This is a genomic window from Pseudomonas sp. P5_B3 (assembly GCF_056400405.1).
On sequence record NZ_JBFULI010000002.1, the window covers coordinates 353,083 to 372,813 of the forward strand.

The 19,731-nt window shown below is 60.6% G+C and carries 18 protein-coding genes; 10 read left to right on the forward strand and 8 right to left on the reverse strand.

Annotated features, from left to right (window positions below):
- Nucleotides 1-63 precede the first annotated feature (63 nt).
- The gene (gene yrfG, locus AC1DRN_RS02830) at nt 64-726 is read right to left on the reverse strand and encodes a GMP/IMP nucleotidase (protein WP_150755608.1); all 663 of its coding nucleotides are present in this window, start codon (nt 724-726) and stop codon (nt 64-66) included.
- Between the two features lie 88 nt (nt 727-814).
- Here yrfG and nudE point away from each other — a divergent pair, with 88 nt between their 5' ends.
- Nucleotides 815-1,381 carry an ADP compounds hydrolase NudE gene (gene nudE / locus AC1DRN_RS02835; protein WP_223462740.1) on the forward strand — a complete coding sequence of 189 codons (567 nt, stop codon included), beginning with the start codon at nt 815-817 and terminating at the stop codon, nt 1,379-1,381.
- The gene (gene cysQ / locus AC1DRN_RS02840; protein WP_223462739.1) at nt 1,378-2,205 is read left to right on the forward strand and encodes a 3'(2'),5'-bisphosphate nucleotidase CysQ; all 828 of its coding nucleotides are present in this window, start codon (nt 1,378-1,380) and stop codon (nt 2,203-2,205) included. Before nudE ends, cysQ begins: the two co-directional genes overlap by 4 nt.
- Nucleotides 2,206-2,279: 74 nt before the next feature.
- Here cysQ and AC1DRN_RS02845 read toward each other — a convergent pair whose 3' ends face one another.
- The 4 genes from AC1DRN_RS02845 to rfbC form a co-directional block, all read right to left on the reverse strand.
- Complete coding sequence (locus AC1DRN_RS02845; RefSeq protein WP_223462738.1) at nt 2,280-2,735, reverse strand: YiiD C-terminal domain-containing protein; 456 nt, start codon at nt 2,733-2,735, stop codon at nt 2,280-2,282.
- Between the two features lie 40 nt (nt 2,736-2,775).
- On the reverse strand, nt 2,776-4,170 hold the full coding sequence (locus tag AC1DRN_RS02850) for a sigma-54-dependent transcriptional regulator (protein WP_223462737.1): 1,395 nt from the start codon (nt 4,168-4,170) through the stop codon (nt 2,776-2,778).
- Nucleotides 4,167-5,975, reverse strand: a complete 1,809-nt coding sequence (locus AC1DRN_RS02855) for a sensor histidine kinase (RefSeq protein WP_223462736.1) — start codon at nt 5,973-5,975, stop codon at nt 4,167-4,169. The genes AC1DRN_RS02850 and AC1DRN_RS02855 overlap by 4 nt, the downstream gene beginning before the upstream one ends.
- Nucleotides 5,976-6,066: 91 nt before the next feature.
- Nucleotides 6,067-6,612, reverse strand: a complete 546-nt coding sequence (rfbC, locus tag AC1DRN_RS02860; protein ID WP_223462735.1) for a dTDP-4-dehydrorhamnose 3,5-epimerase — start codon at nt 6,610-6,612, stop codon at nt 6,067-6,069.
- A 190-nt stretch (nt 6,613-6,802) separates the two neighbouring features.
- Between rfbC and AC1DRN_RS02865 the strand changes: the two genes are divergently transcribed.
- The 6 genes from AC1DRN_RS02865 to AC1DRN_RS02890 all read left to right on the forward strand — a co-directional run bounded on the left by AC1DRN_RS02865 (nt 6,803) and on the right by AC1DRN_RS02890 (nt 14,701).
- Entirely contained in the window at nt 6,803-9,715 is a 2,913-nt protein-coding gene (locus AC1DRN_RS02865; protein WP_223462734.1) for an aminotransferase, read from the forward strand.
- Nucleotides 9,716-9,990: 275 nt separating this feature from the next.
- Entirely contained in the window at nt 9,991-11,097 is a 1,107-nt protein-coding gene (gene aguA, locus AC1DRN_RS02870; protein ID WP_223462733.1) for an agmatine deiminase, read from the forward strand.
- Between the two features lie 234 nt (nt 11,098-11,331).
- Complete coding sequence (locus AC1DRN_RS02875; RefSeq protein ID WP_223462732.1) at nt 11,332-11,544, forward strand: hypothetical protein; 213 nt, start codon at nt 11,332-11,334, stop codon at nt 11,542-11,544.
- Between the two features lie 310 nt (nt 11,545-11,854).
- Nucleotides 11,855-12,526, forward strand: coding sequence for a DsbA family protein (locus AC1DRN_RS02880; protein ID WP_223462731.1), 672 nt, complete (start codon nt 11,855-11,857; stop codon nt 12,524-12,526).
- A gap of 260 nt (nt 12,527-12,786) precedes the next feature.
- Entirely contained in the window at nt 12,787-14,073 is a 1,287-nt protein-coding gene (locus AC1DRN_RS02885; protein WP_223462730.1) for an OprD family porin, read from the forward strand.
- 274 nt (nt 14,074-14,347) lie between these two features.
- Nucleotides 14,348-14,701, forward strand: a complete 354-nt coding sequence (locus AC1DRN_RS02890; RefSeq protein WP_223462729.1) for a DUF1493 family protein — start codon at nt 14,348-14,350, stop codon at nt 14,699-14,701.
- Between the two features lie 96 nt (nt 14,702-14,797).
- Here AC1DRN_RS02890 and AC1DRN_RS02895 read toward each other — a convergent pair whose 3' ends face one another.
- From AC1DRN_RS02895 to AC1DRN_RS02905, 3 genes are all read right to left on the reverse strand, one after another.
- Nucleotides 14,798-16,339, reverse strand: coding sequence for a phosphoenolpyruvate carboxykinase (locus AC1DRN_RS02895; protein ID WP_223462728.1), 1,542 nt, complete (start codon nt 16,337-16,339; stop codon nt 14,798-14,800).
- Nucleotides 16,340-16,519: 180 nt separating this feature from the next.
- Nucleotides 16,520-17,422 (reverse strand): Hsp33 family molecular chaperone HslO, encoded by a 903-nt coding sequence (gene hslO / locus AC1DRN_RS02900; RefSeq protein ID WP_223462727.1) that lies wholly within the window; start codon nt 17,420-17,422, stop codon nt 16,520-16,522.
- Nucleotides 17,423-17,650: 228 nt separating this feature from the next.
- On the reverse strand, nt 17,651-18,055 hold the full coding sequence (locus AC1DRN_RS02905; RefSeq protein WP_223462726.1) for an RNA-binding S4 domain-containing protein: 405 nt from the start codon (nt 18,053-18,055) through the stop codon (nt 17,651-17,653).
- A 216-nt stretch (nt 18,056-18,271) separates the two neighbouring features.
- Here AC1DRN_RS02905 and rimB point away from each other — a divergent pair, with 216 nt between their 5' ends.
- Together rimB and rimK are read left to right on the forward strand one after the other, a co-directional pair.
- Nucleotides 18,272-18,751: a retropepsin-like aspartic endopeptidase RimB gene (gene rimB / locus AC1DRN_RS02910; RefSeq protein WP_108216130.1), complete on the forward strand. Its 480-nt coding sequence runs from the start codon at nt 18,272-18,274 to the stop codon at nt 18,749-18,751.
- Nucleotides 18,748-19,653, forward strand: coding sequence for a 30S ribosomal protein S6--L-glutamate ligase (gene rimK, locus AC1DRN_RS02915; protein ID WP_007972871.1), 906 nt, complete (start codon nt 18,748-18,750; stop codon nt 19,651-19,653). Before rimB ends, rimK begins: the two co-directional genes overlap by 4 nt.
- Nucleotides 19,654-19,731 lie beyond the last annotated feature (78 nt).

A 19,731-nucleotide genomic window follows, 5' to 3' on the forward strand; every position in this document is an offset into this window, starting at 1 on the left:
AAGGATGCGAACGACGCAGATCCTGTGGGAGCGTGGCTTGCCCGCGAAGCAGGCGCCTCGGTATCAAAGCCCCGCAATCAAATCCCGATAATCCCCGACCGCCGCAAACTCCGCCGTATCCTTCGGCCCCTTGCGGCTGTCCGGTTCACGCACGGCCAGCAAATGCGCCACGCCAAAGTCCCGTGCACTGCGCAAAATCGGCAAGGTGTCGTCGATGAACAGGCTGCGCGCCGGATCGAAATCGATATCGGCTTGCAGCGCATCCCAGAACTGCGGGTTTTCCTTGGGGAAGCCGTAGTCATGGGAACTGATCAAGCGCTCGAAGTACGGCGCCAGCTCGATTTTTTCCAGCTTCAACGACAGTGCATCCCGATGGGCATTGGTGATCAGCACCACGCGCTTGCCGGCCCGTTTGATCGCCGCCAGAAAGGTGTCGGCATCCGGGCGCAGGGCGATCAGATGCGCGGTTTCCAGTTTCAGGTCGCGCACCGACAGCTTCAGTTCGGCGCTCCAGAAGTCCAGGCAGTACCACTGCAACTGGCCGGCATTGCGCTCGAACAACGGCTGCAATTCCATCTCGGCCATGGCCCGGCTGACCCCGTGCAGTTCTGCGTAACGCTGGGGCAGGTGCTCCATCCAGAAGTGGTTGTCGAAATGCAGGTCCAGCAGCGTGCCGTCCATGTCCAGCAGAACGGTATCGATGTCGGACCAGGGTAATGAAGGCATGGCAACGTCTCGGGCAGTAGAAAGATTTCTGGCGTAAACAATCGGGCAAGCCGCGTTATAGTAGCGCGTTCACGCCAAGGAGCTTTGCATGCGCCAGAAACCCACCATACTCGCCCGCGAAATTGTCGCCACCAGTCGATTGTTCTGCGTCGAAGAGCTGAAGTTGCGCTTTTCCAACGGCGTGGAGCGCACCTATGAACGCCTGGTTGGCAAGGGTGCCGGGTACGGCGCGGTGATGATCGTGGCGATGCTCGATGCCGAGCATGCGGTACTGGTCGAGGAGTATTGCGGCGGCACCGATGCATATGAAATGTCGTTGCCCAAGGGTTTGATCGAGCCGGGCGAAGACGTGCTGGCGGCGGCCGAGCGTGAACTCAAGGAAGAGGCCGGTTTCGGTGCGCGGCAACTGGAGCACCTGACCGAGCTGTCGCTGTCCCCCGGTTACATGAGCCAGAAGATTCAGGTGGTGCTGGCCACCGACCTCTACGAAGAGCGACTGGAAGGCGACGAGCCCGAGCCGATGCGGGTGGACAAGATCAATCTGCGTGAACTCTCGGCGCTGGCGCAAAACCCGCAATTTACTGAAGGCCGAGCCTTGGCGGCGCTGTACCTGGCCCGAGACCTGCTGACTCAGCGCGGAGCGTTCCAGCCATGAATTTCCCGCATCCGTTGATGGCACCGGTCATCGAGCTGGCCTTGCAGGCCGGTGAGGCAATCCTGCCGTTCTGGCGCACGGGCACGGCCGTCACGGCGAAGGCTGATGATTCGCCGGTGACCGCTGCAGACCTGGCCGCGCACCACCTGATTCTGGCCGGGCTGACGAAACTGGACCCGAGCATTCCGGTGCTCTCCGAAGAGGACGCCAACATCCCCCAAAGCGTGCGGGCCGGATGGCAGCGCTGGTGGCTGGTTGATCCGCTGGATGGCACCAAGGAGTTCATCAGCGGCAGCGAAGAATTCACCGTCAACATCGCCCTGATCGAAAACGGTCGAGTGGTGTTCGGCGTGGTGTCGATGCCGACCAACGGTCGTTTCTATGTCGGTGGCGCCGGCCTCGGTGCCTGGCGCGGCGATAAAGGTGGCACGCCGGTGGCGATCAAGGTGCGTGATGCATTAGCGCCAGGCGAGTCGTTCACCGTGGTGGCCAGCCGTCGCCATTCGAGCCCGGAGCAAGAGCGTTTGCTGGCCGGGTTGAGCGCCAGTCTTGGCGAGCTGCAACTGGCCAGTATCGGCAGTTCGCTGAAGTTTTGCCTGCTGGCCGAAGGGGCGGCCGATTGCTATCCGCGCCTGGCGCCGACTTCGCAGTGGGACACGGCGGCAGCGCAAGGCGTGCTGGAAGGCGCTGGCGGTGAGGTGCTGGAGTTGAGCGGCGAACCGTTCAGCTATCCGGCGCGGGAGTCGCTGTTGAATGCGTTCTTTCTGGCGCTGCCGGCGAAAGCGGCCTGGCGGGAGAAACTGCTGGAATTGGCACGCGCATAAGATCGCTGCCACGCGCTGATGCAAAATCCTTGTGGGAGCGAGCTTGCTCCCACAGGTTTTGCGGTGGTCCTGGTTTACCGGTGCAACACGTACTGCCCGATAAACCTCACCGCATCCTCATCACGACCTTCATTGACGACCCGCGTATGCAGCGTCAACCGCGCTCGGCTGTATCGCTGGAAGGTGGTCAGGAATTTCTTCCAGATCACCGGGTCCGGCGCCTGGCAAATGGCGTTGGCATCGCCCGTCACCGGCAGCGGATAGCTGATCTGCCCTTCCTGAATCACGATGTGCCCGTCGGTAATGCCTTCTTCCTTAAGGCGCAAATGCAGCCAGCCCCAACCGGCCAGGACCGCGCCGCAATACAGGCTGCCGCCGAACATGGTGCTCTTGTGGTTGACGTTGGCATCCAGCGGCAAGTGCAGGCGCAGTTGCTGGTCATGCCAATCGAGCACTTTGAGGCCCATGTCCCGGGTGAGGGGAATGTCGTGATGGAGGACTGATTCCAGTTGTCGACTGTCGCGGCTCATTCAGGGGCCTCTTGCTTGAAGTGGATGATTGGACGGTAGCTCAGTCGAGGTCGTCAGGGTGGGCCGAGGCGCCACTGTCGGCGAAACTCAGACCGTGTTTGCGCAGTTTGTCGTGCAGGGTCTTGCGCGGAATGCCGAGGGCTTCGGCGACGCTGCGCACGGAGCTGTGCGAGCGGGCCAGTTCGGCGGCGATGAGGGTTTTTTCGAAGTTCTCCACTTGCTCGCTCAAACCGCCGCTGACGACTTCGACCCTGTTGCCAGCGCCGCCTTGCGGCGTGCTGTTGTCGAGGGCCAGTTCCAGCCCGAGGGCAAAACGCTCAGCCGCATTTTGCAGCTCGCGCACGTTGCCGGGCCAGGTGTGGCGCAGCAGCAAGGCACGTTGTCCCGGTTGCAGTTCATGGGGCGGCAAGCCGTGGCGGGCACTGGCTTCCTCGGCGAAATGCTGGAACAGCATCAGGGCATCTTCGCCCCGTTCGCGCAGCGGCGGAATCCGTAGCGGCGCGACGTTCAGGCGGTAATACAGGTCGGCACGGAAACGCCCCTGATCCGCCGCCTGGCGCAGGTCTTCCTTGGTCGCGGCGATGATACGGATGTCCAGCGGGATCAGTTGATTGCCGCCCAGGCGTTCGACTACTCGCTCTTGCAGCAAGCGCAGCAATTTGACCTGCACATCCAGGCTCATGCTTTCGATTTCATCGAGGAACAGTGTGCCGCCATTGGCGAATTCGAACTTGCCGATGCGGCGTTTCTGCGCGCCAGTGAAGGCGCCGGGTTCATGGCCGAACAGCTCGCTTTCGACCACGGATTCGGCCAGGGCACCGGCGTTGATGGCTACGAACGGACCGTTGCGACGGCTTGATAAATCGTGCAGCGCCCGGGCCACGACTTCTTTGCCAGCGCCGGTTTCGCCGAGGATCAGCACATCGGCCTTGGTCGCCGCCAGGGCACCGATCTGCTCGCGCAGGCGCAGCATCGAAGGTGAGTGACCAACCAGGCGAGCGCTTAACTCATTGCGGTCGCTCAAGGCCAGCCGCAGGCTGCGGTTGTCCAGCACCAGTCGGCGCAGGGCCAATGCGCGGCGCACGCTGTCGAGCAGGGCGTCACTGGCAAACGGTTTTTCCAGAAAGTCATAGGCCCCGGCGCGCATGGCCTGCACGGCCAGCGGCACATCGCCGTGGCCGGTGATCAGCAGCACCGGTAGTTCAGGGTCCTGGGCATGCAGTTCGGTCAGCAGTTCGAGACCGTCCATGCCGGGCATGCGGATATCACTGACCACCACACCCGGCCAGTCGCGCTCCAGTTGCGCGGCCAGGCCCTTGGCTTCGGCCAGCGGCAGGATTTTCAGGCCCGCCAGATCCAGCGTCTGGCTCAGGGCCTGGCGCAAGTGGGGATCGTCGTCGATCAACACGACCTGAATGCGGTTGTCGATGGTCATGCACTTCGGTCCTCGGACGGTTGCAGGCTCACGCCCGGTGCGCCTGCGCGCAGCTTCAGGGTAATCAGGGCGCCGCCCTCCTTGTGGTTGGCGAACGACAGTTCACCGCCGAAGGCGCGCATCAGGGTTTCGCAAATCGCCAGCCCCAAACCCAGGCCCTGGGTTCGGGTCTTGGTGGTGTAGAACGGCTCGCTGGCGCGCCCAAGGGCTTCCATGCAAAAGCCGGGGCCGTTGTCGCGAATGTACAGGTTGACGCCATCGGCCGTGGATTGGGCACTCAGCCAGAGTTTACGTGGCGGGCCTTTTTCCGTCAGGGCATCCAGGGCGTTGGCCAGCAGATTGCCGAGTACCTGGCGCAGTCGGGTTTCCCCGGCCTCGACCCACAGGGTGGCGGCGGGCAAGTCGCGGATCAGCTCGACTTCCATGCTGCGTCGACGCTTGGCCAGCAAGGCCAGGGCATCGTCCAGCGCCGGTTGCAGGGCGACGCTTTCCGGGGCATGCCGGTCGCGCCGGGCAAAGGCGCGCAAGTGGGCGATGATCGAGGCCATGCGACCGGTCAATTCACTGATCAGCTTGAGGTTGCCGCGGGCATCGTCGGTGCGCTGGTGATCGAGCAGCACCTCGGCGTTTTCCGCGTAGCTGCGAATCGCTGCCAGTGGCTGATTGAGTTCGTGGCTGATGCTCGCCGACATGGTGCCCAGTGCCGACAACTTGCCGGCCTGCACCAGATCATCCTGGGCGCGTACCAGCTCCTGCTGGGCCTGTTCACGCTCCAGCACTTCCTGTTTCAGGCGCCGGTTCAGGCCTTCGAGATCGCTGGTGCGCTCGGCGACCCGACCTTCCAGCTCGCGGCGGGCCTTGGCTTCGAAAGCGATGCGTTCGAGGTAATGGCGACGGCGCTGCATCATCAGGCCGAGCAGCAGCATCAACACCAGCAACGCTGCGCCACCGATGGCCACCACCGTGCGCACCGGACGGTCGATCAAGGTGCGCGGGGCGAGGATGCTGACGTCCCAGCCGGTTTCGGCGATCTGCCGGGTCTGGGTCAGCCAGGCATTGGGATTGAGCTTCAGTGGTTTGGGATCGCGGGTTGGATAGGGCTGGATCGCTGTGATGGCTTTGCTTTCTTCCTCGTTCAACGGGCGAGTCGAGCGGAATCGCCACTCCGGTCGCGAGGTGAGAATGACCACGCCGTTGTGGTCGGTCAGCAGCAGTTGTTCCGGAGTTTTGCCCCAGAGGCTTTCGGTGTGGTCGAGGTCGACCTTGACCACCAGCACTCCGACGATTTTCTCGCCATCGCGTACGCCGGCGGCGAAGAAATAGCCGCGCTTGGCGGAGGTTGTACCCAAACCAAAGAAGCGCCCGAGTCGCCCGGCCATGGCTTCGCTGAAATACGGCCGGAAGGAAAAATTGCGCCCGACGAAACTGTCGTGTTTGTCCCAGTTAGAGGCGGCCAGGGTCTTGCCGGTGGCGTCCATCAGGTACATGACTTCGGCGCCGGTCTGGGTGGCGATGTTTTTCAGCAGGCGGTTGGCGTTGCCTTGGGTGACGCCATCGTCCGGCGCGCCGAGAACGGCACGCAATGCCGGCAGGTCGCCGAGGATCTGCGGCAACACTTCATAGCGATGCAGGGTACCCAGCAGGTTGGCGACGTAGAGGTCGAGGGTCTGACGATTCTGACTGGCCAGCTCGCTGCGGTAGTAACGCTCGGCGAGATGCTCCAGCGGCCACAGCAACGGTGCCAGGCACAGTGCCAGCAGGGCCAGACTGCGCCAACGGGGTCTGGGGGGGAGAGTCGGTTTCATGAGCAGCATGCGCCTGTGGGTACAGGCGCATTATGCCTAGGCTTGCGGGCGCAGTCTGCGCAGCAAGTGATGCAGCAATCGGGACGCAGGGTCAGGAAAAAACGTCAGCATCCTTGAACAGTGGCGCGGCCTGATCCTTGGCGGACAGCAACGGTGCAGACTCCAGCTCCCAGTCGATGGCCAGGTCCGGATCGTCCCAGCGAATGCTGCGCTCGGCGGACGGGGTGTAGTAGTCAGTGGTTTTATAAAGAAACTCGGCGTAGTCACTCAGCACCACGAAACCGTGGGCGAAGCCTTCCGGTACCCAGAGTTGGCGATGATTGGCGGCAGACAGACGTACCGCGACCCATTTGCCGAAGTTCGGTGAGCTGCGGCGAATGTCCACAGTCACATCGAGTACTTCACCGTCGGTTACCCGGACCAGTTTGCCCTGGGTATTTTCCAGTTGGTAATGCAGGCCGCGTAGCACGCCCTTTTGCGAGCGGGAGTGGTTGTCCTGAACGAACTGAGTGTTCAGGCCGGTGGCTTCTTCGAAAGCCTTGGCATTGAAGCTCTCATAGAAGAAACCACGTTCGTCGCCAAAGACCTTGGGTTCAAGGATCAGAACACCGGGCAGGTCGGTGGTTACTACATTCATGGTGGCTCTCCAGCAGTGTGCGTTGAATGGTCGCCATTCTTGCGCAAAGCGCCGACCGGGGCGAGTGCTCAAGTAAAAATCTACTGGCCTGTTCCAGCCCCCGCAAATGACCATTACCGGTTCCGGGGGGTTGCGTATCGCCCGAACCAGTGGCGATATAGGCGCCTAATAAAATTTCAGGGGTCGTTGTATGCCGCTCGCCACGTTGATTCATCGCGCCAGTTTGCCCAGCCCGCAGGTGTCTGCGGAGCAAGCGCGAGCGCTGCTGGAGGAACATTACGGGTTCAGCGGCAGTTTGCAGGCCCTTGGCAGCCAGCAAGACCTGAATTACCGCGTCGACAGCGAGCAGGGACGTTTCGTCCTGAAAATCTGCCGTGGCGACTACTCGGTACTTGAGCTTCAGGCACAGCATGCCGGGCTCAAGCATCTGGGCGAGCACCCCGATGTTCATGTGCCGCGTGTTATTCCTGCGAAAAACGGTGCAGACCTGCTGTCTCTGGACGTGGGTGGCCAGGCGGTGCACGTTCGCCTGCTCGATTACATTGAAGGCCAGCCGCTGACGAGCCTCGGTCATTTCAACCCGACGGTGGTGTCCGGCTTCGGTCGCCTGTGCGGTGAAATGGACCTGGCCCTGGCGGATTTCGATCATCCGGGACTGGTGCGAACCCTGCAATGGGACGCCCGCCATGCTCACGCCCTGATCGCGCACTTGCTGCCGGTGATCAAGGACGAAGCCCAGCGCAAACTGATCGTCGAAGCGTCCGGGCAAGCCGAGCGGCATTTGCAGCCACTGCAGGACAAACTGCCGGTGCAGGCCATTCACATGGACATCACCGACGACAATGTGGTGTGGCAACGTGATGCGCAGCGCCATTGGCTGCTGCAAGGCGTGATCGATTTCGGCGATCTGGTGCGCACCTGGCGCATTACCGATCTGTCGGTGACCTGCGCCGCGCTGCTGCATCATGGCGAGGGCGATCCGTTCTGCATTCTGCCGGCCATCCAGGCGTATCACGCGGTCAATCCGTTGCAGCACGAAGAGCTGCTGGCGTTGTGGCCGCTGATTGTCGCCCGCGCGGCGGTGTTGGTGCTCAGCGGCGAACAGCAGGTCAGCATCGATCCGGGCAATGCCTACAGCCGCGATAACCTGCTCCATGAATGGGAAATCTTCCGTGTGGCCACGTCGGTGCCGTTGGCGCTGATGGAAGCGGCGATCCTCACGGCCGTCGGCCAGAACCTGACCCCCATCGGCAGTGAAGGCTTCGCGCCGTTGTTGCCGAGCCTGGTGGGACGTGAGTTCGCGCTGATCGACCTGGGCGTACTCAGTCCGCATTTCGAGGGCGGGAACTGGGAGCAGGAAGGCGTCGATCAGCGCCTGCTGGATGAAGCGGCCGCGGCACATGGCCTGGCGGCCAGTCGTTACGGGCAATACCGCCTGTCCCACACCCGCCCGGACAGCGCCACTGAACCTGACACTTGCCCGTTGCACGTCGAATTGCGCGTGCCTCAGGGCACGGCGGTCGAAGCACCGTTTGCCGGGGTGGTGCATCACCCATCGGCGGGCGTGCTGCAACTGGACGGCCCGGAACTGAGTGTGCGGCTTTGGGGTGTTACGCCGTCGCTGCACAGCGGCGCAGCCCTGGTCAAAGGCCAGGTACTGGGCTCGGTCAACGGGCCATTGATCGTGCAACTGTGTCGTGGCGCGTCGATCAATGCGCCGTTGTTCTGTACACCTTCGCGCGCGTCGGCGTGGCAAGCGTTATGCCCGTCGCCGGCAGCGTTGCTGGGGCTGGCGTGTGACGCCGAAGCCGAGCTCGACGGAGCGACGTTGCTGGCCCGGCGAGACGCCAGTTTCGCCCGTACGCAAAAACATTATTACGTTGATCCGCCGCGCATCGAACGCGGCTGGCGCAACCATTTGATCGACATGCAGGGCCGCTCTTACCTCGACATGCTCAACAACGTCGCGGTGCTGGGTCACGGCCATCCGCGCATGGCCGCCGTCGCCAGTCGTCAGTGGTCGTTGCTCAACACCAACTCGCGTTTCAACTACGCGGCCGTGGCCGAGTTCTCCGAGCGTTTGCTGAAGCTGTCCCCCGATGGCATGGACCGCGTGTTCCTGGTCAACAGCGGTAGCGAGGCCAACGACCTGGCGATTCGACTGGCGTGGGCCTACAGCGGCGGCCGCGACATGCTCAGTGTGCTGGAGGCCTATCACGGCTGGACGGTGGGGGCCGACTCGGTGTCGACCTCGATCGCCGACAACCCCAAGGCCTTGAGCAGTCGCCCGGACTGGGTGCACCCGGTGACCGCGCCAAACACCTATCGCGGTGAATTCCGTGGCCCCGACAGCACGCCGGATTATGTGCGTAGCGTCGAACACAACCTGGCGAAAATCGCCGAGCAGCAACGCCAATTGGCCGGTTTCATTTGCGAGCCGGTGTATGGCAATGCCGGCGGTATCTCGCTGCCACCAGGTTATTTGAAACAAGTCTATGCAATGGTCCGGGCCAGAGGCGGCGTGTGCATCGCCGACGAAGTGCAGGTCGGCTACGGGCGCATGGGGGATTTCTTCTGGGGCTTCGAAGAACAGGGCGTGGTGCCGGATATCATCACCATGGCCAAGGGAATGGGCAACGGCCAGCCGCTGGGTGCTGTCATCACCCGCAGGGAAATCGCCGAGGCGCTGGAGGCCGAGGGTTACTTCTTCTCGTCCGCCGGCGGCAGCCCGGTCAGTTGCCAGGTCGGCATGGCGGTGCTGGATGTAATGGAAGAAGAAAAACTCTGGGAGAACGCCCAGGTCGTTGGTGGGCACTTCAAGAGGCGCCTCGAAGCGTTGATCGATATTCATCCGTTAGTGGGCGCGGTGCACGGTTCCGGTTTCTACCTGGGCGTCGAACTGATCCGCAACCGCGAAACCCTGGAGCCGGCCACCGAAGAAACCACTGCACTGTGCGATCGCTTGCGTGAGCTGGGGATCTTCATGCAGCCGACCGGCGACTACCTGAACATCCTCAAGATCAAGCCGCCGATGGTCACTTCGCGCCAGAGCGTGGATTTCTTCGTGGACATGCTGTCGAAGGTGCTTGCGGAAGGCCTGTGAACACATCCCCTGTAGGAGCGAGCCTGCTCGCGATAGCGGTCTTTCAGTCGAAAAAACTGTGTCTGACATGGCCTCATCGCGAGCAGGCTCACTCCCACATGGATGGCGGTATTAGTTCGATTGATATCGGCCTTTTATCGGTTGTTTTTGTAACGGTGGATGTAAGGTGCTTTAAACGTCGATATTTATCGGATATAAAGTTGCCATTATCCACGGCGTGTACCAATGCGCTTCCATTTCTGTCAGGCATCAATGCCACTCCGGAGTCCTGAGCCATGACCACGTTGAACAGCACCCCTCGCGCCGACGGCTTCTACATGCCAGCCGAATGGGCACCCCAAACCCAGACCTGGATGATCTGGCCCGAGCGCCCGGACAACTGGCGCCTGGGCGGCAAACCGGCACAATCCGCGCATGTGGCAGTGGCCAAGGCCATCGCCCGTTTCGAACCGGTGACCGTGGCGGTTTCCGCCGGCCAGTACGAAAACGCCCGTGCCCGTCTGGACGTGCCGAATATTCGTGTGGTGGAAATGTCCAGCGACGACGCCTGGGTCCGAGACTCCGGTCCGACCTTCGTCATCAATAACAGTGGCGAAGTCCGTGGCGTGAACTGGGACTTCAACGCCTGGGGCGGCTTTGACGGCGGCTTGTATTCGCCGTGGAACCGCGACTCACAGGTTGGTGGCAAGATCCTCGAGATCGAGCGCAGCCCGCGCTACCGCACTGAAGGCTTCGTGCTGGAAGGCGGCTCGATTCACGTCGACGGCGAAGGCACGCTGATCACCACCGAAGAATGCCTGCTCAACCGCAATCGCAACCCGCACATGAATCGCGCGGAAATCGAAGCGGCCCTGAGTGCGAACCTGGCTGTGGATAAAATCATCTGGCTGCCGGATGGCTTGTTCAACGACGAAACCGACGGCCATGTGGATAACTTCTGCTGCTACGTGCGTCCGGGTGAAGTGCTGTTGGCCTGGACCGATGATCCTCAGGACCCGAACTACCCGCGCTGCCAGGCCGCGATGAAAGTGCTGCAAAGCAGCACCGACGCCAAGGGCCGCCCGTTCACGGTGCACAAAATGCCGATCCCGGGGCCGCTGTTTGCGACCGAGCAAGAGTGCGCCGGTGTCGATCCGGTGGACGGTACTCAGGAGCGTAACCCGACTGTTCGTCTGGCCGGTTCCTACGTGAACTTCCTGATCGTCAACGGCGGCATCATCGCGCCGAGCTTTGACGACCCGCAGGATGGCCCGGCAAAAGAAATCCTGCAGAACCTGTTTCCACAGCATGAAGTGGTGATGGTGCCTGGTCGCGAACTGTTACTGGGGGGCGGCAATATTCACTGCCTTACCCAGCAGCAACCCGCGCCGCACAAGGAGTGAGTGAGGTCGTAACAGCTTGAGTTGATTGCGAAATCACTCACAGCCTCCAGCGTTGCACGGAGCCCGCAGCCCTTCAGGCCTGCGGGCTTTTTTGTGTCCGCTTGGCCACACTTCAGAAACCTTGGCACAGCTCTTGTATCTCTGCCGTTGTAACTCGGGGAGGGAGAGGACTTCGATGTTCTGTCATAAACCTTGGATAAGTTAGCCGCTCACAAACCGGGAGAGAGCGCTGAAATGAACGCCGAAATGAATGTTGTGGGCGAAAAGGCGTTGCATCCCCTGGCAATAAACAGCGAATCGCTCCAGATTCTGGCGCACTGGTTCAAGTCCAATGGAATGCGTCAGATAGGTGAAACCGATCCGCGCCGGACGATGATCGAGCGTTACCCTGCTGGTTTATTCAGCGAGGCGGAACTGGATGCGTTGTGGGATGTAATGGAAGGATAAGAAGAACAACGGATTGATCAAAAAAAAGCGCTGCCGGGATGGCAGCGCTTTTTTTTGTGCAGATTTTGTAGACAACCCCGTTCCCTGTGGGAGCGAGCTTGCTCCGGGCGGCGTTCCGACGATGGCGTCCGTTCAATCAATATAAATGTCGACTGATCCACCGCTATCGCGAACTCCCACAGGGTTTTGTTACGCAACCATTCGACCGATTCAAGCAACAGTCTGAAAGCCAATCCGGCGTTTTTCCGGGACCGCTGCGGCACTAATCTGCCGACATCGAATTTTCCTGAATTTTTGTCGGAGCTTTCCCATGATCCTGCATTACATCTACGACCCCTTGTGCGGTTGGTGCTACGGCGCCAAACCGCTGGTGCAGGCCGCCCAGGCTGTGCTGCCCGTGATTGCCCACGGCGGCGGCATGATGACGGGTGCCAATCGGCAAAAGGTTTCGCCACAACTGCGCAATTACGTCATACCCCATGACCGGCGTATCGCCGAATACAGCGGGCAGCCGTTCGGTGAGGCCTATTTCGAAGGTTTGCTGCGTGATCACACCGCCGTGTTCGACTCGGCGCCACCCATCGCTGCGGTGCTGGCTGCCGAGCAAATGGCCGGTCGCGGGCTGGAGTTGCTGGGGCACTTGCAAAGTGCTCACTACGTGGAGGGGCGCCGCATCGCCGATGAATCGGTGCTGTTTGAACTTGCCCACGGTATGGGGCTGGACCGCGAAACCTTCGAAAGGGCCTTAAGGGCGGCCGACACCGAAGGCCATATCAGGAACAGCCGGGCTCTTTTGGCCAAGGTCGGCGGGCAGGGCTTTCCGACCCTGGCGCTTGAGCACAATGACCAATTCACCCTGATCGATATCGGGCCATGGCTGGGTAAACCCCAGGCATTTGCGCAGTGGCTGAGTCAGTCGCTGCAGGAGCAGGACTCATCCAATTCCGTAGCAGTCTGCGGTCTCGATGCCTGCTTCAATTGAATATTCCTGCCGCGTAAAGCAATTTCCTGGACGATTTTCGCCTGTTTTCAGAAGATTCATGAAATTGACACATCGTTGAGGGCGCAGCTACGATTCGACCCAACGCCTGTGGCCGACCGCCACGACTCAAAAACAATAAAAGGCCCGCCGCGAGAAATCGTGAGCGGGCCTTTTTGTTTTTGCATTGAAATAAGAGCGCGATAGCGCCGTTTCGGCCGTTCGACACAGCGCGTATCAACCGTATTAAGGAAAAAAACAAAATGTTGAACAAGCGAATCAGCCTGATCGCTCTGGGGATGTTGAGCGCTACACAAGCCATGGCGAACGACCAGGCCGAATCCAAGGGTTTTGTTGAAGACAGCAGCCTCAAGGTGCTGCTGCGCAATGCTTACATGAACCGTGACTTCAAAGACGGCAACCCGGATAAATCCGAGTGGGGCCAGGCGGCCATCGGCACGTTCTCGTCCGGCTTCACCCAAGGCACCGTGGGTGTGGGTGTGGACGCTTTCGGGCTGTACGCACTGAACCTGGAACGCAGCGAAGACCGTAGCGGCGCGCAAGGCATCGACTTCTTCAAAAAGGGCGACAGCGGCCAGCCGGCTGACGACCTGTCCAAGGGCGGCGCGGCGATCAAGTTCCGCCTGTCCAGCACCACCCTGACCTACGGCGACCAGATGCCGGCCCTGCCGGTGCTGAATTACGACAACTCGCGCCTGCTGCCGGAAAGCTACACCGGCACCTTGATCACCTCCAAAGAGATCAAAGGCCTGCAACTGGACGCCGGGCGCTTCACCGCCGAATCGCGTAAAAGCGCTGAAGGCCGCGACAGCGGTGGCTTGAAGTCGATCAACGTATTGGGCGGTAGCTACCAGTTCACCGAGCAATTCAAGGCTGCGCTGTACGCTTCCGACGTCGAAGACGTGCTGAAGAAACAATACGTGAACGCCAACTACGTGTTCCCGATCGACAAGGATCAGTCCCTGACCCTGGACTTCAACGGCTACCGCACCAAGCTGGAAGATTCCTACGTTCGCGAAAACGGTATCACCGGCGACGACAACAAGATCTGGAGCCTGGCGGCCACCTTCATCACCGGCCCGCACTCGTTCACCCTCGCGCATCAGCGCAGCACCGGCGACAGCAACCTGGGCTACGCCTACGGCGGCTACCAGAAAGACCAGGGTCGCGTCGGCGACGGTGGCAACACCATCTTCCTGGCGAACTCCTACTGGTCCGACTTCAACGCCGAAGACGAACGCAGCTGGCAGATGGGCTACGGCCTGGACTTCAGCACCTTCGGTGTACCGGGCCTGAGCTACAACGTGGCCTACGTGCGCGGCGACAACATCACCACTTCCACCAGCGAAGGCGGCACCGAGCGCGAGATCTTCAACCAGATCAAATACGTCGTCCAAAGCGGCCCGGCCAAAGACCTCAGCGTGAAACTGCGCAGCTCGGTCCTGCGCGTGTCGCAGAAGTCGAGCGAGTACAACGTCAGCGGCAACGAAGTGCGTGTGTTCGTGGATTACCCGATCAATATCTTTTGATGATTGGTTGTGGTGTCGAGGCCTGATGCAAGGCTGAGAATGAAGAAGCCCCGACTGGTTCGGGGGCTTAATGAGATGGTCAGCCTGGCCGAGAAACCCTGCAGGTTTACGCTTGCAGGGCTTTTCTCGTTTTCGGTCGTGCGGATGCAGAACACATCATCGACAGCTTCAAAGAAGTTGTCAGCCAATGGCCAACACTAGCGGGGGCTTTGGGGCTATCGAATCGTGAGCAGGATAATATGGCGCCTGCATTTCGATTAGCGGAGCCTACGCAATGAACCTCGCCCCCAACCTCCCCGACGACCACTTGATGCAGCAACTCATGCAACTGCTGCATGAAGAACTCGGCTTCCCCGAACGCAAAACCATCAGCCTCGCCACCTCGATCAACTTCGACCTGGGCTGCAACGGTACAGACGCCCGGCATTTGATCGAAACCCTGGAAGACCACTTCGCCATCGATTTCGTAGATTTCGACAGCTATCGCTATTTCCAGCCCGACGGCTTTGACGTGAATCTAAAGCGAAAAGCCAAGGGTCGCGGCGAGAAGGTGCCTTTGACCATCAGCATGCTCTACCGGGCCATCAAGGCCCAACGCTGGGACACGGATGAGCTCGAGGGCCTGTAACGGCCCGACGCATTCTGACTTGCCCGCGAAAAACTGAATTTTGCGCACAAAAAAGCCGCCCCGAGGGGCGGCTTCTTCGTTAGCTCAATCCAACACTTACAGCTTTGGACCAGCAGCCTTGATCGCGTCGCTCACTTCGAACTTCTTGAAGTTCTCGATGAACAGGCCGGCCAGTGCTTTGGCGGCTTCGTCGTAGGCGGCTTTGTCAGCCCAGGTGTTGCGTGGGTTCAGCAGGCCAGTCTCAACGCCCGGTACGGCCACTGGCACGTCGAGGTTGATGGTGTCCAGGTGCTCGGTCTCGGCACCGATCAGCGCGCCGCTCTGGATCGCTGCGATCACGGCGCGGGTGGTCGGGATGTTGAAGCGCTTGCCGACGCCGTAGCCACCGCCGGTCCAGCCGGTGTTGACCAGATAGACCTTGGAGCCGAAGCCGCGGATGCGCTTGATCAGCAGCTCAGCGTATTCGCCGGCCGGACGCGGGAAGAACGGTGCGCCGAAGCAGGTGGAGAAAGTCGACTTGATGCCGCTGCCCGAGCCCATTTCGGTCGAACCGACCAGCGCGGTGTAGCCGGACAGGAAGTGGTAAGCCGCTTGTTCTTCGTTGAGGATCGACACTGGCGGCAGCACGCCGGTCAGGTCGCAAGTCAGGAAGATCACAGCGTTTGGCTCGCCACCGAGGTTCTTCTCGGAGCGCTTGGCAACGTGCTCCAGCGGGTAGGCGGCACGGCTGTTCTGGGTCAGGCTGACATCGGCGTAGTCGGCGTGCTTGGCGTCGTCGATAACGACGTTTTCCAATACCGCGCCGTGCTTGATGGCTTTCCAGATAACCGGCTCGTTCTTCTCGGACAGGTCGATGCACTTGGCATAGCAACCGCCTTCGATGTTGAACACCACGCCTTCGCCCCAGCCGTGCTCGTCGTCACCGATCAGGTAACGGCTTTCGTCGGCCGACAGGGTGGTTTTACCAGTGCCGGACAGACCGAAGAACAGGGTCACGTCGCCCTCTTCACCGATGTTGGCAGCGCAGTGCATTGGCAGCACGTCAGCAGCCGGCAGCAGGAAGTTCTGCACCGAGAACATGGCTTTCTTCATTTCACCGGCGTAACGCATGCCGGCGATCAGCACTTTCTTCTGTGCGAAGTTGAGGATCACGCAGCCGTCGGAGTTGGTGCCGTCACGCTCTGGCACGCACTCGAAGTTGGCAACGTTAAGCACCTGCCACTCGTCACGACCCGCCGGGTTGTACTGAGCCGGGTTGATGAACAGGCAACGGCCGAACAGGTTCTGCCAGGCAGTCTGGGTGGTCATCTTCACGGCCAGGTAGTGCTCGGAAGCAGCACCTACGTGCACGTGGGAAACGAAATGCTCTTGCGCGTTGTTGAATGCCTCGACGCGAGCCCACAGGGCGTCGAACTTGTCGGCCGGGAACTTGCGGTTGATCGGGCCCCAGGCGATGGCAGCCTGGGTGCTTGGCTCTTCAACGATGAAACGATCGACTGGCGAACGGCCGGTACGGTGACCGGTACGAACAACCAGTGCGCCGGTATCGGCAAGCTCGCCTTCACCGCGGTTGAGGGCTTCTTTAACCAGATCATCAACACTCAGATCGGTGTACACGGCGTTATTGGCTTGCGTCATGAGGTTCCCCGTCGGCCAGTGGCCGAGTGCTCCAAACGTTTTTGTAGTAGAAAGTCGTGCACTACTACCGCGAAAAAAGTGGGCCGGATTATGCCAGAAAAGCCCAAAAAGAGTAGGCCCCTCCTGTCGTAACGGCGTTAATCCGGCGCAAGGCAGTGAATTTACCTGCGCTGAAACGTTTCAGTGACGGGTATCTGACGGTGTCTCGATGCCCGCACCAGCGAACAATTGAGTGACATCGGCCGCGTCGAACAGGTAGCGCTGGTTGCAGAACTGGCAATCGATCTCGATGTTGCCACCGTGCTCGACGACCAATTGCTGCGCGTCTTCCTTACCCAGACTGACCAGCGCATTGGCTGAACGTTCGCGCGAGCAGCTGCAGCGGAAGCGCAACTTCTGCACATCGAACAGACGCACCTGCTCTTCGTGGTAGAGACGATGTAGCACGGTTTCGTTGTCCAGGCCCAGCAGTTCATCGGCGGTCAGGGTAGTGGCCAATGCGGTGAGGTGCTGCCAGCTGGCAGCGCGTTCCTCTTCGTCTTTAAGGCGGTCGGCGGGCAGTTGCTGCAGCAACAGGCCACGGGCGCGGCGGCCATCGGCGCAGAGCTTGATACGCGTGCCAATCTGCTGCGACATGACGAAGTAGTTGGTGAAGCAGTCGGACAACGTTTCGCCATCCAGATCGACCACGCCCTGGTAACGCTGACCGTGTCTCGGGTCGACAGTCAATGTCAGCGAGCCATCCGGCATCAAGTCGGCCAGGGTGGCGTCGGGCGCAATCCGGTCCGCCTCGTAACGAGCCAGGCCGCGGATGTCGCGCTCGCTGGAGCACTCGATCATCAGCAGCGGGATCGGGCCTTCGGAGCGGGCCTGCAGGATCAGCAAGCCATCGAACTTCAACGTGCCGACCAGCAACGATGCAGCCGCCATCAGCTCGCCGAGCAGTTGCGCGACCGGCTGCGGGTAGGCGTGTTTGGCCAGGACTTCGGCGTAGCTGAGCTCCAAAGAGACCAGCTCGCCACGGGTGTCGCTGTCATCGAAGATGAAGCGTTGGGTGAAGTCGTTATCCGGTAGGTCGGTCATAAGTCTGGGTATCTGAAGTGGTGACAAAAGTGATTACAAAATTCGAGGTTACGCCCTGGCCATAGCGTCTTGCTGCCTGGTTATGGCTTACAKGTCGGCGACTGTGTGCGCTTTACGACGAATGGCACTGCCAATGGCTCATGCAGGGTAGGCGAATTACCCCATATGGCTACGCGCAAGCACAATTACAAGTCTTTGCCTGCCCGGGTGATCGACGGAGCCGGTCAATCATTCGTTGCTGCTGCCACGAAACTTGAACAGATCCCGCCGCTGTTTCTTGCTCGGTTTGCCATCGGTGCTCACGCCCAGAGCGCCTGCTTTACGCTCGGCGGCGGCGTTTTCGCGCTTGGCGATGCTGGCTTCGGTTTCGGCGTACAGCAACTGCGCTTCCGGCGCGCCACGGCGAACGATCGACAGCGCCTGGACCACCACCGTGCGCTCGTCGAAACCGGTACGAATCACGAATTCATCGCCGATACGTGGTTCCTTGCCGGGCTTGCAGCGCTCACCCCGGCAATGCACCTTGCCGCTTTCAATCGCCGCTTTGGCCAAGGCCCGGGTTTTGTAAAATCGTGCAGCCCACAACCATTTATCGAGGCGGACTTTGTCGTCCTCTTCGTTTTTTTGTGCCATGGAATTTCCTCATTCTGAAATATTGGTGAACTGTACTACCGTTTCTCTCGTACCAAGAATTTCACCGGCCCGAGCTACAATGCTGACATTCCATAACCTCCTTGCGGGGCTGGAAATCCGGGCCGTAGATATCTGTCGCCTTTTAACCATTATTCTGCGTGAATACCGCGAATTCGGCCGCCTGCGGCCACCGCGGTTTCTACCGGTTGAGCAATTTTGAAGACATTTGACCATTTGACCGTTGTCGGTCTGCGCGAGTGGGTGGCGCTCCCTGATTTGGGAGTCGCGGGCCTTCGGGCAAAAATCGACACCGGCGCCAGCACCTCAAGCCTCCACGCCACCGAAATCGAGCCGTTCGAGCGCGACGGCGAGCAGTGGGTGCGTTTCACGGCACACCTGGGCACGGTGGTGCAGTTGCGTCACCGTCGCTGCGAAGCACCGCTGGTGACAAGGAAAACCATTAAAAGCTCAAACGGTCACGCGCAGGTGCGATACGTGATCAGCACCACCCTGGCCCTTGGTGATCGGGTCTGGCGGGTCGAGTTCACGCTCGCCTGCCGCAAGTCCATGCGCTATCGCCTGTTGCTCGGCTCCAAAGCTCTGATCCACGGCCAGTTGGTGGTCAATCCGGGCATCAAGTATGTACAAGACAAGCCGGTGTTCCCGGTATCTACCTCCTCCACAGGTGTTGCATGAAGATCGCTGTGCTGTCGCGGAACCCGCGTCTGTATTCCACCCGTCGTCTGGTCGAAGCCGGTACCGAGCGTGGCCATGAAATGGTGGTGGTCGACACCCTGCGCGCCTACATGAACATCGCCAGCCACAAGCCGCAGATCCACTACCGCGGCAAGCCGCTGGAGGGTTTCGATGCGGTGATTCCACGGATCGGTGCGTCCGTGACCTTTTATGGCTGCGCAGTGCTGCGCCAGTTCGAAATGATGGGGGTATTTCCACTCAACGAGTCGGTGGCCATTGCCCGTTCGCGGGACAAGCTGCGTTCGCTGCAATTGCTGTCTCGTCGCGGGATCGGTTTGCCGGTGACCGGGTTTGCCCACTCCCCCGACGACATTCCCGATCTGATCGAAATGGTCAACGGCGCGCCGTTGGTGATCAAGGTGCTGGAAGGTACCCAGGGCATCGGCGTGGTGCTGTGTGAAACCGCCACGGCCGCGGAATCGGTGATCGAGGCGTTCATGGGCCTCAAGCAGAACATCATGGTTCAGGAGTACATCAAGGAGGCTGGCGGGGCGGATATTCGCTGCTTCGTCGTCGGTGACAAGGTGATTGCGGCGATGAAGCGCCAGGCCAAACCCGGGGAGTTCCGCTCCAACCTGCATCGCGGTGGCAGCGCCAGCCTGATCAAGATCACACCCGAAGAGCGCATGACGGCGTTGCGTGCGGCGAAGGTCATGGGGTTGGCGGTGGCAGGGGTGGATATCCTGCGTTCCAATCACGGGCCACTGGTGATGGAAGTGAACTCGTCGCCGGGGCTTGAAGGGATTGAAACCACCACCGGGAAGAATGTCGCGGGGATCATCATTGAGCATCTGGAGAAGAATGGTGGGCCGAATATGACTCGGACCAAGGGCAAGGGTTAAACCTCGAGCCTTGTGTCGGCAGGGATGCCGCCATCGCGAGCAAGCTCGCTCCCACAGGAGATTGCATTTCAATGTGGG

What these genes read in the sequence shown, in the direction of transcription:
- yrfG (WP_150755608.1), bottom strand. Translation starts at nt 726, where the DNA reads ATGCCTTCATTACCCTGGTCCGACATCGATACCGTTCTGCTGGACATG.
- rimK (WP_007972871.1), top strand. Translation starts at nt 18,748, where the DNA reads ATGAAGATCGCTGTGCTGTCGCGGAACCCGCGTCTGTATTCCACCCGT.
- AC1DRN_RS02850 (WP_223462737.1), bottom strand. Translation starts at nt 4,170, where the DNA reads ATGACCATCGACAACCGCATTCAGGTCGTGTTGATCGACGACGATCCC.
- nudE (WP_223462740.1), top strand. Translation starts at nt 815, where the DNA reads ATGCGCCAGAAACCCACCATACTCGCCCGCGAAATTGTCGCCACCAGT.
- AC1DRN_RS02855 (WP_223462736.1), bottom strand. Translation starts at nt 5,975, where the DNA reads ATGAAACCGACTCTCCCCCCCAGACCCCGTTGGCGCAGTCTGGCCCTG.
- AC1DRN_RS02895 (WP_223462728.1), bottom strand. Translation starts at nt 16,339, where the DNA reads ATGACGCAAGCCAATAACGCCGTGTACACCGATCTGAGTGTTGATGAT.
- hslO (WP_223462727.1), bottom strand. Translation starts at nt 17,422, where the DNA reads ATGACCGACCTACCGGATAACGACTTCACCCAACGCTTCATCTTCGAT.
- AC1DRN_RS02875 (WP_223462732.1), top strand. Translation starts at nt 11,332, where the DNA reads ATGAACGCCGAAATGAATGTTGTGGGCGAAAAGGCGTTGCATCCCCTG.
- AC1DRN_RS02880 (WP_223462731.1), top strand. Translation starts at nt 11,855, where the DNA reads ATGATCCTGCATTACATCTACGACCCCTTGTGCGGTTGGTGCTACGGC.
- AC1DRN_RS02885 (WP_223462730.1), top strand. Translation starts at nt 12,787, where the DNA reads ATGTTGAACAAGCGAATCAGCCTGATCGCTCTGGGGATGTTGAGCGCT.
- rfbC (WP_223462735.1), bottom strand. Translation starts at nt 6,612, where the DNA reads ATGAATGTAGTAACCACCGACCTGCCCGGTGTTCTGATCCTTGAACCC.
- cysQ (WP_223462739.1), top strand. Translation starts at nt 1,378, where the DNA reads ATGAATTTCCCGCATCCGTTGATGGCACCGGTCATCGAGCTGGCCTTG.
- aguA (WP_223462733.1), top strand. Translation starts at nt 9,991, where the DNA reads ATGACCACGTTGAACAGCACCCCTCGCGCCGACGGCTTCTACATGCCA.
- AC1DRN_RS02845 (WP_223462738.1), bottom strand. Translation starts at nt 2,735, where the DNA reads ATGAGCCGCGACAGTCGACAACTGGAATCAGTCCTCCATCACGACATT.
- AC1DRN_RS02890 (WP_223462729.1), top strand. Translation starts at nt 14,348, where the DNA reads ATGAACCTCGCCCCCAACCTCCCCGACGACCACTTGATGCAGCAACTC.
- AC1DRN_RS02865 (WP_223462734.1), top strand. Translation starts at nt 6,803, where the DNA reads ATGCCGCTCGCCACGTTGATTCATCGCGCCAGTTTGCCCAGCCCGCAG.
- AC1DRN_RS02905 (WP_223462726.1), bottom strand. Translation starts at nt 18,055, where the DNA reads ATGGCACAAAAAAACGAAGAGGACGACAAAGTCCGCCTCGATAAATGG.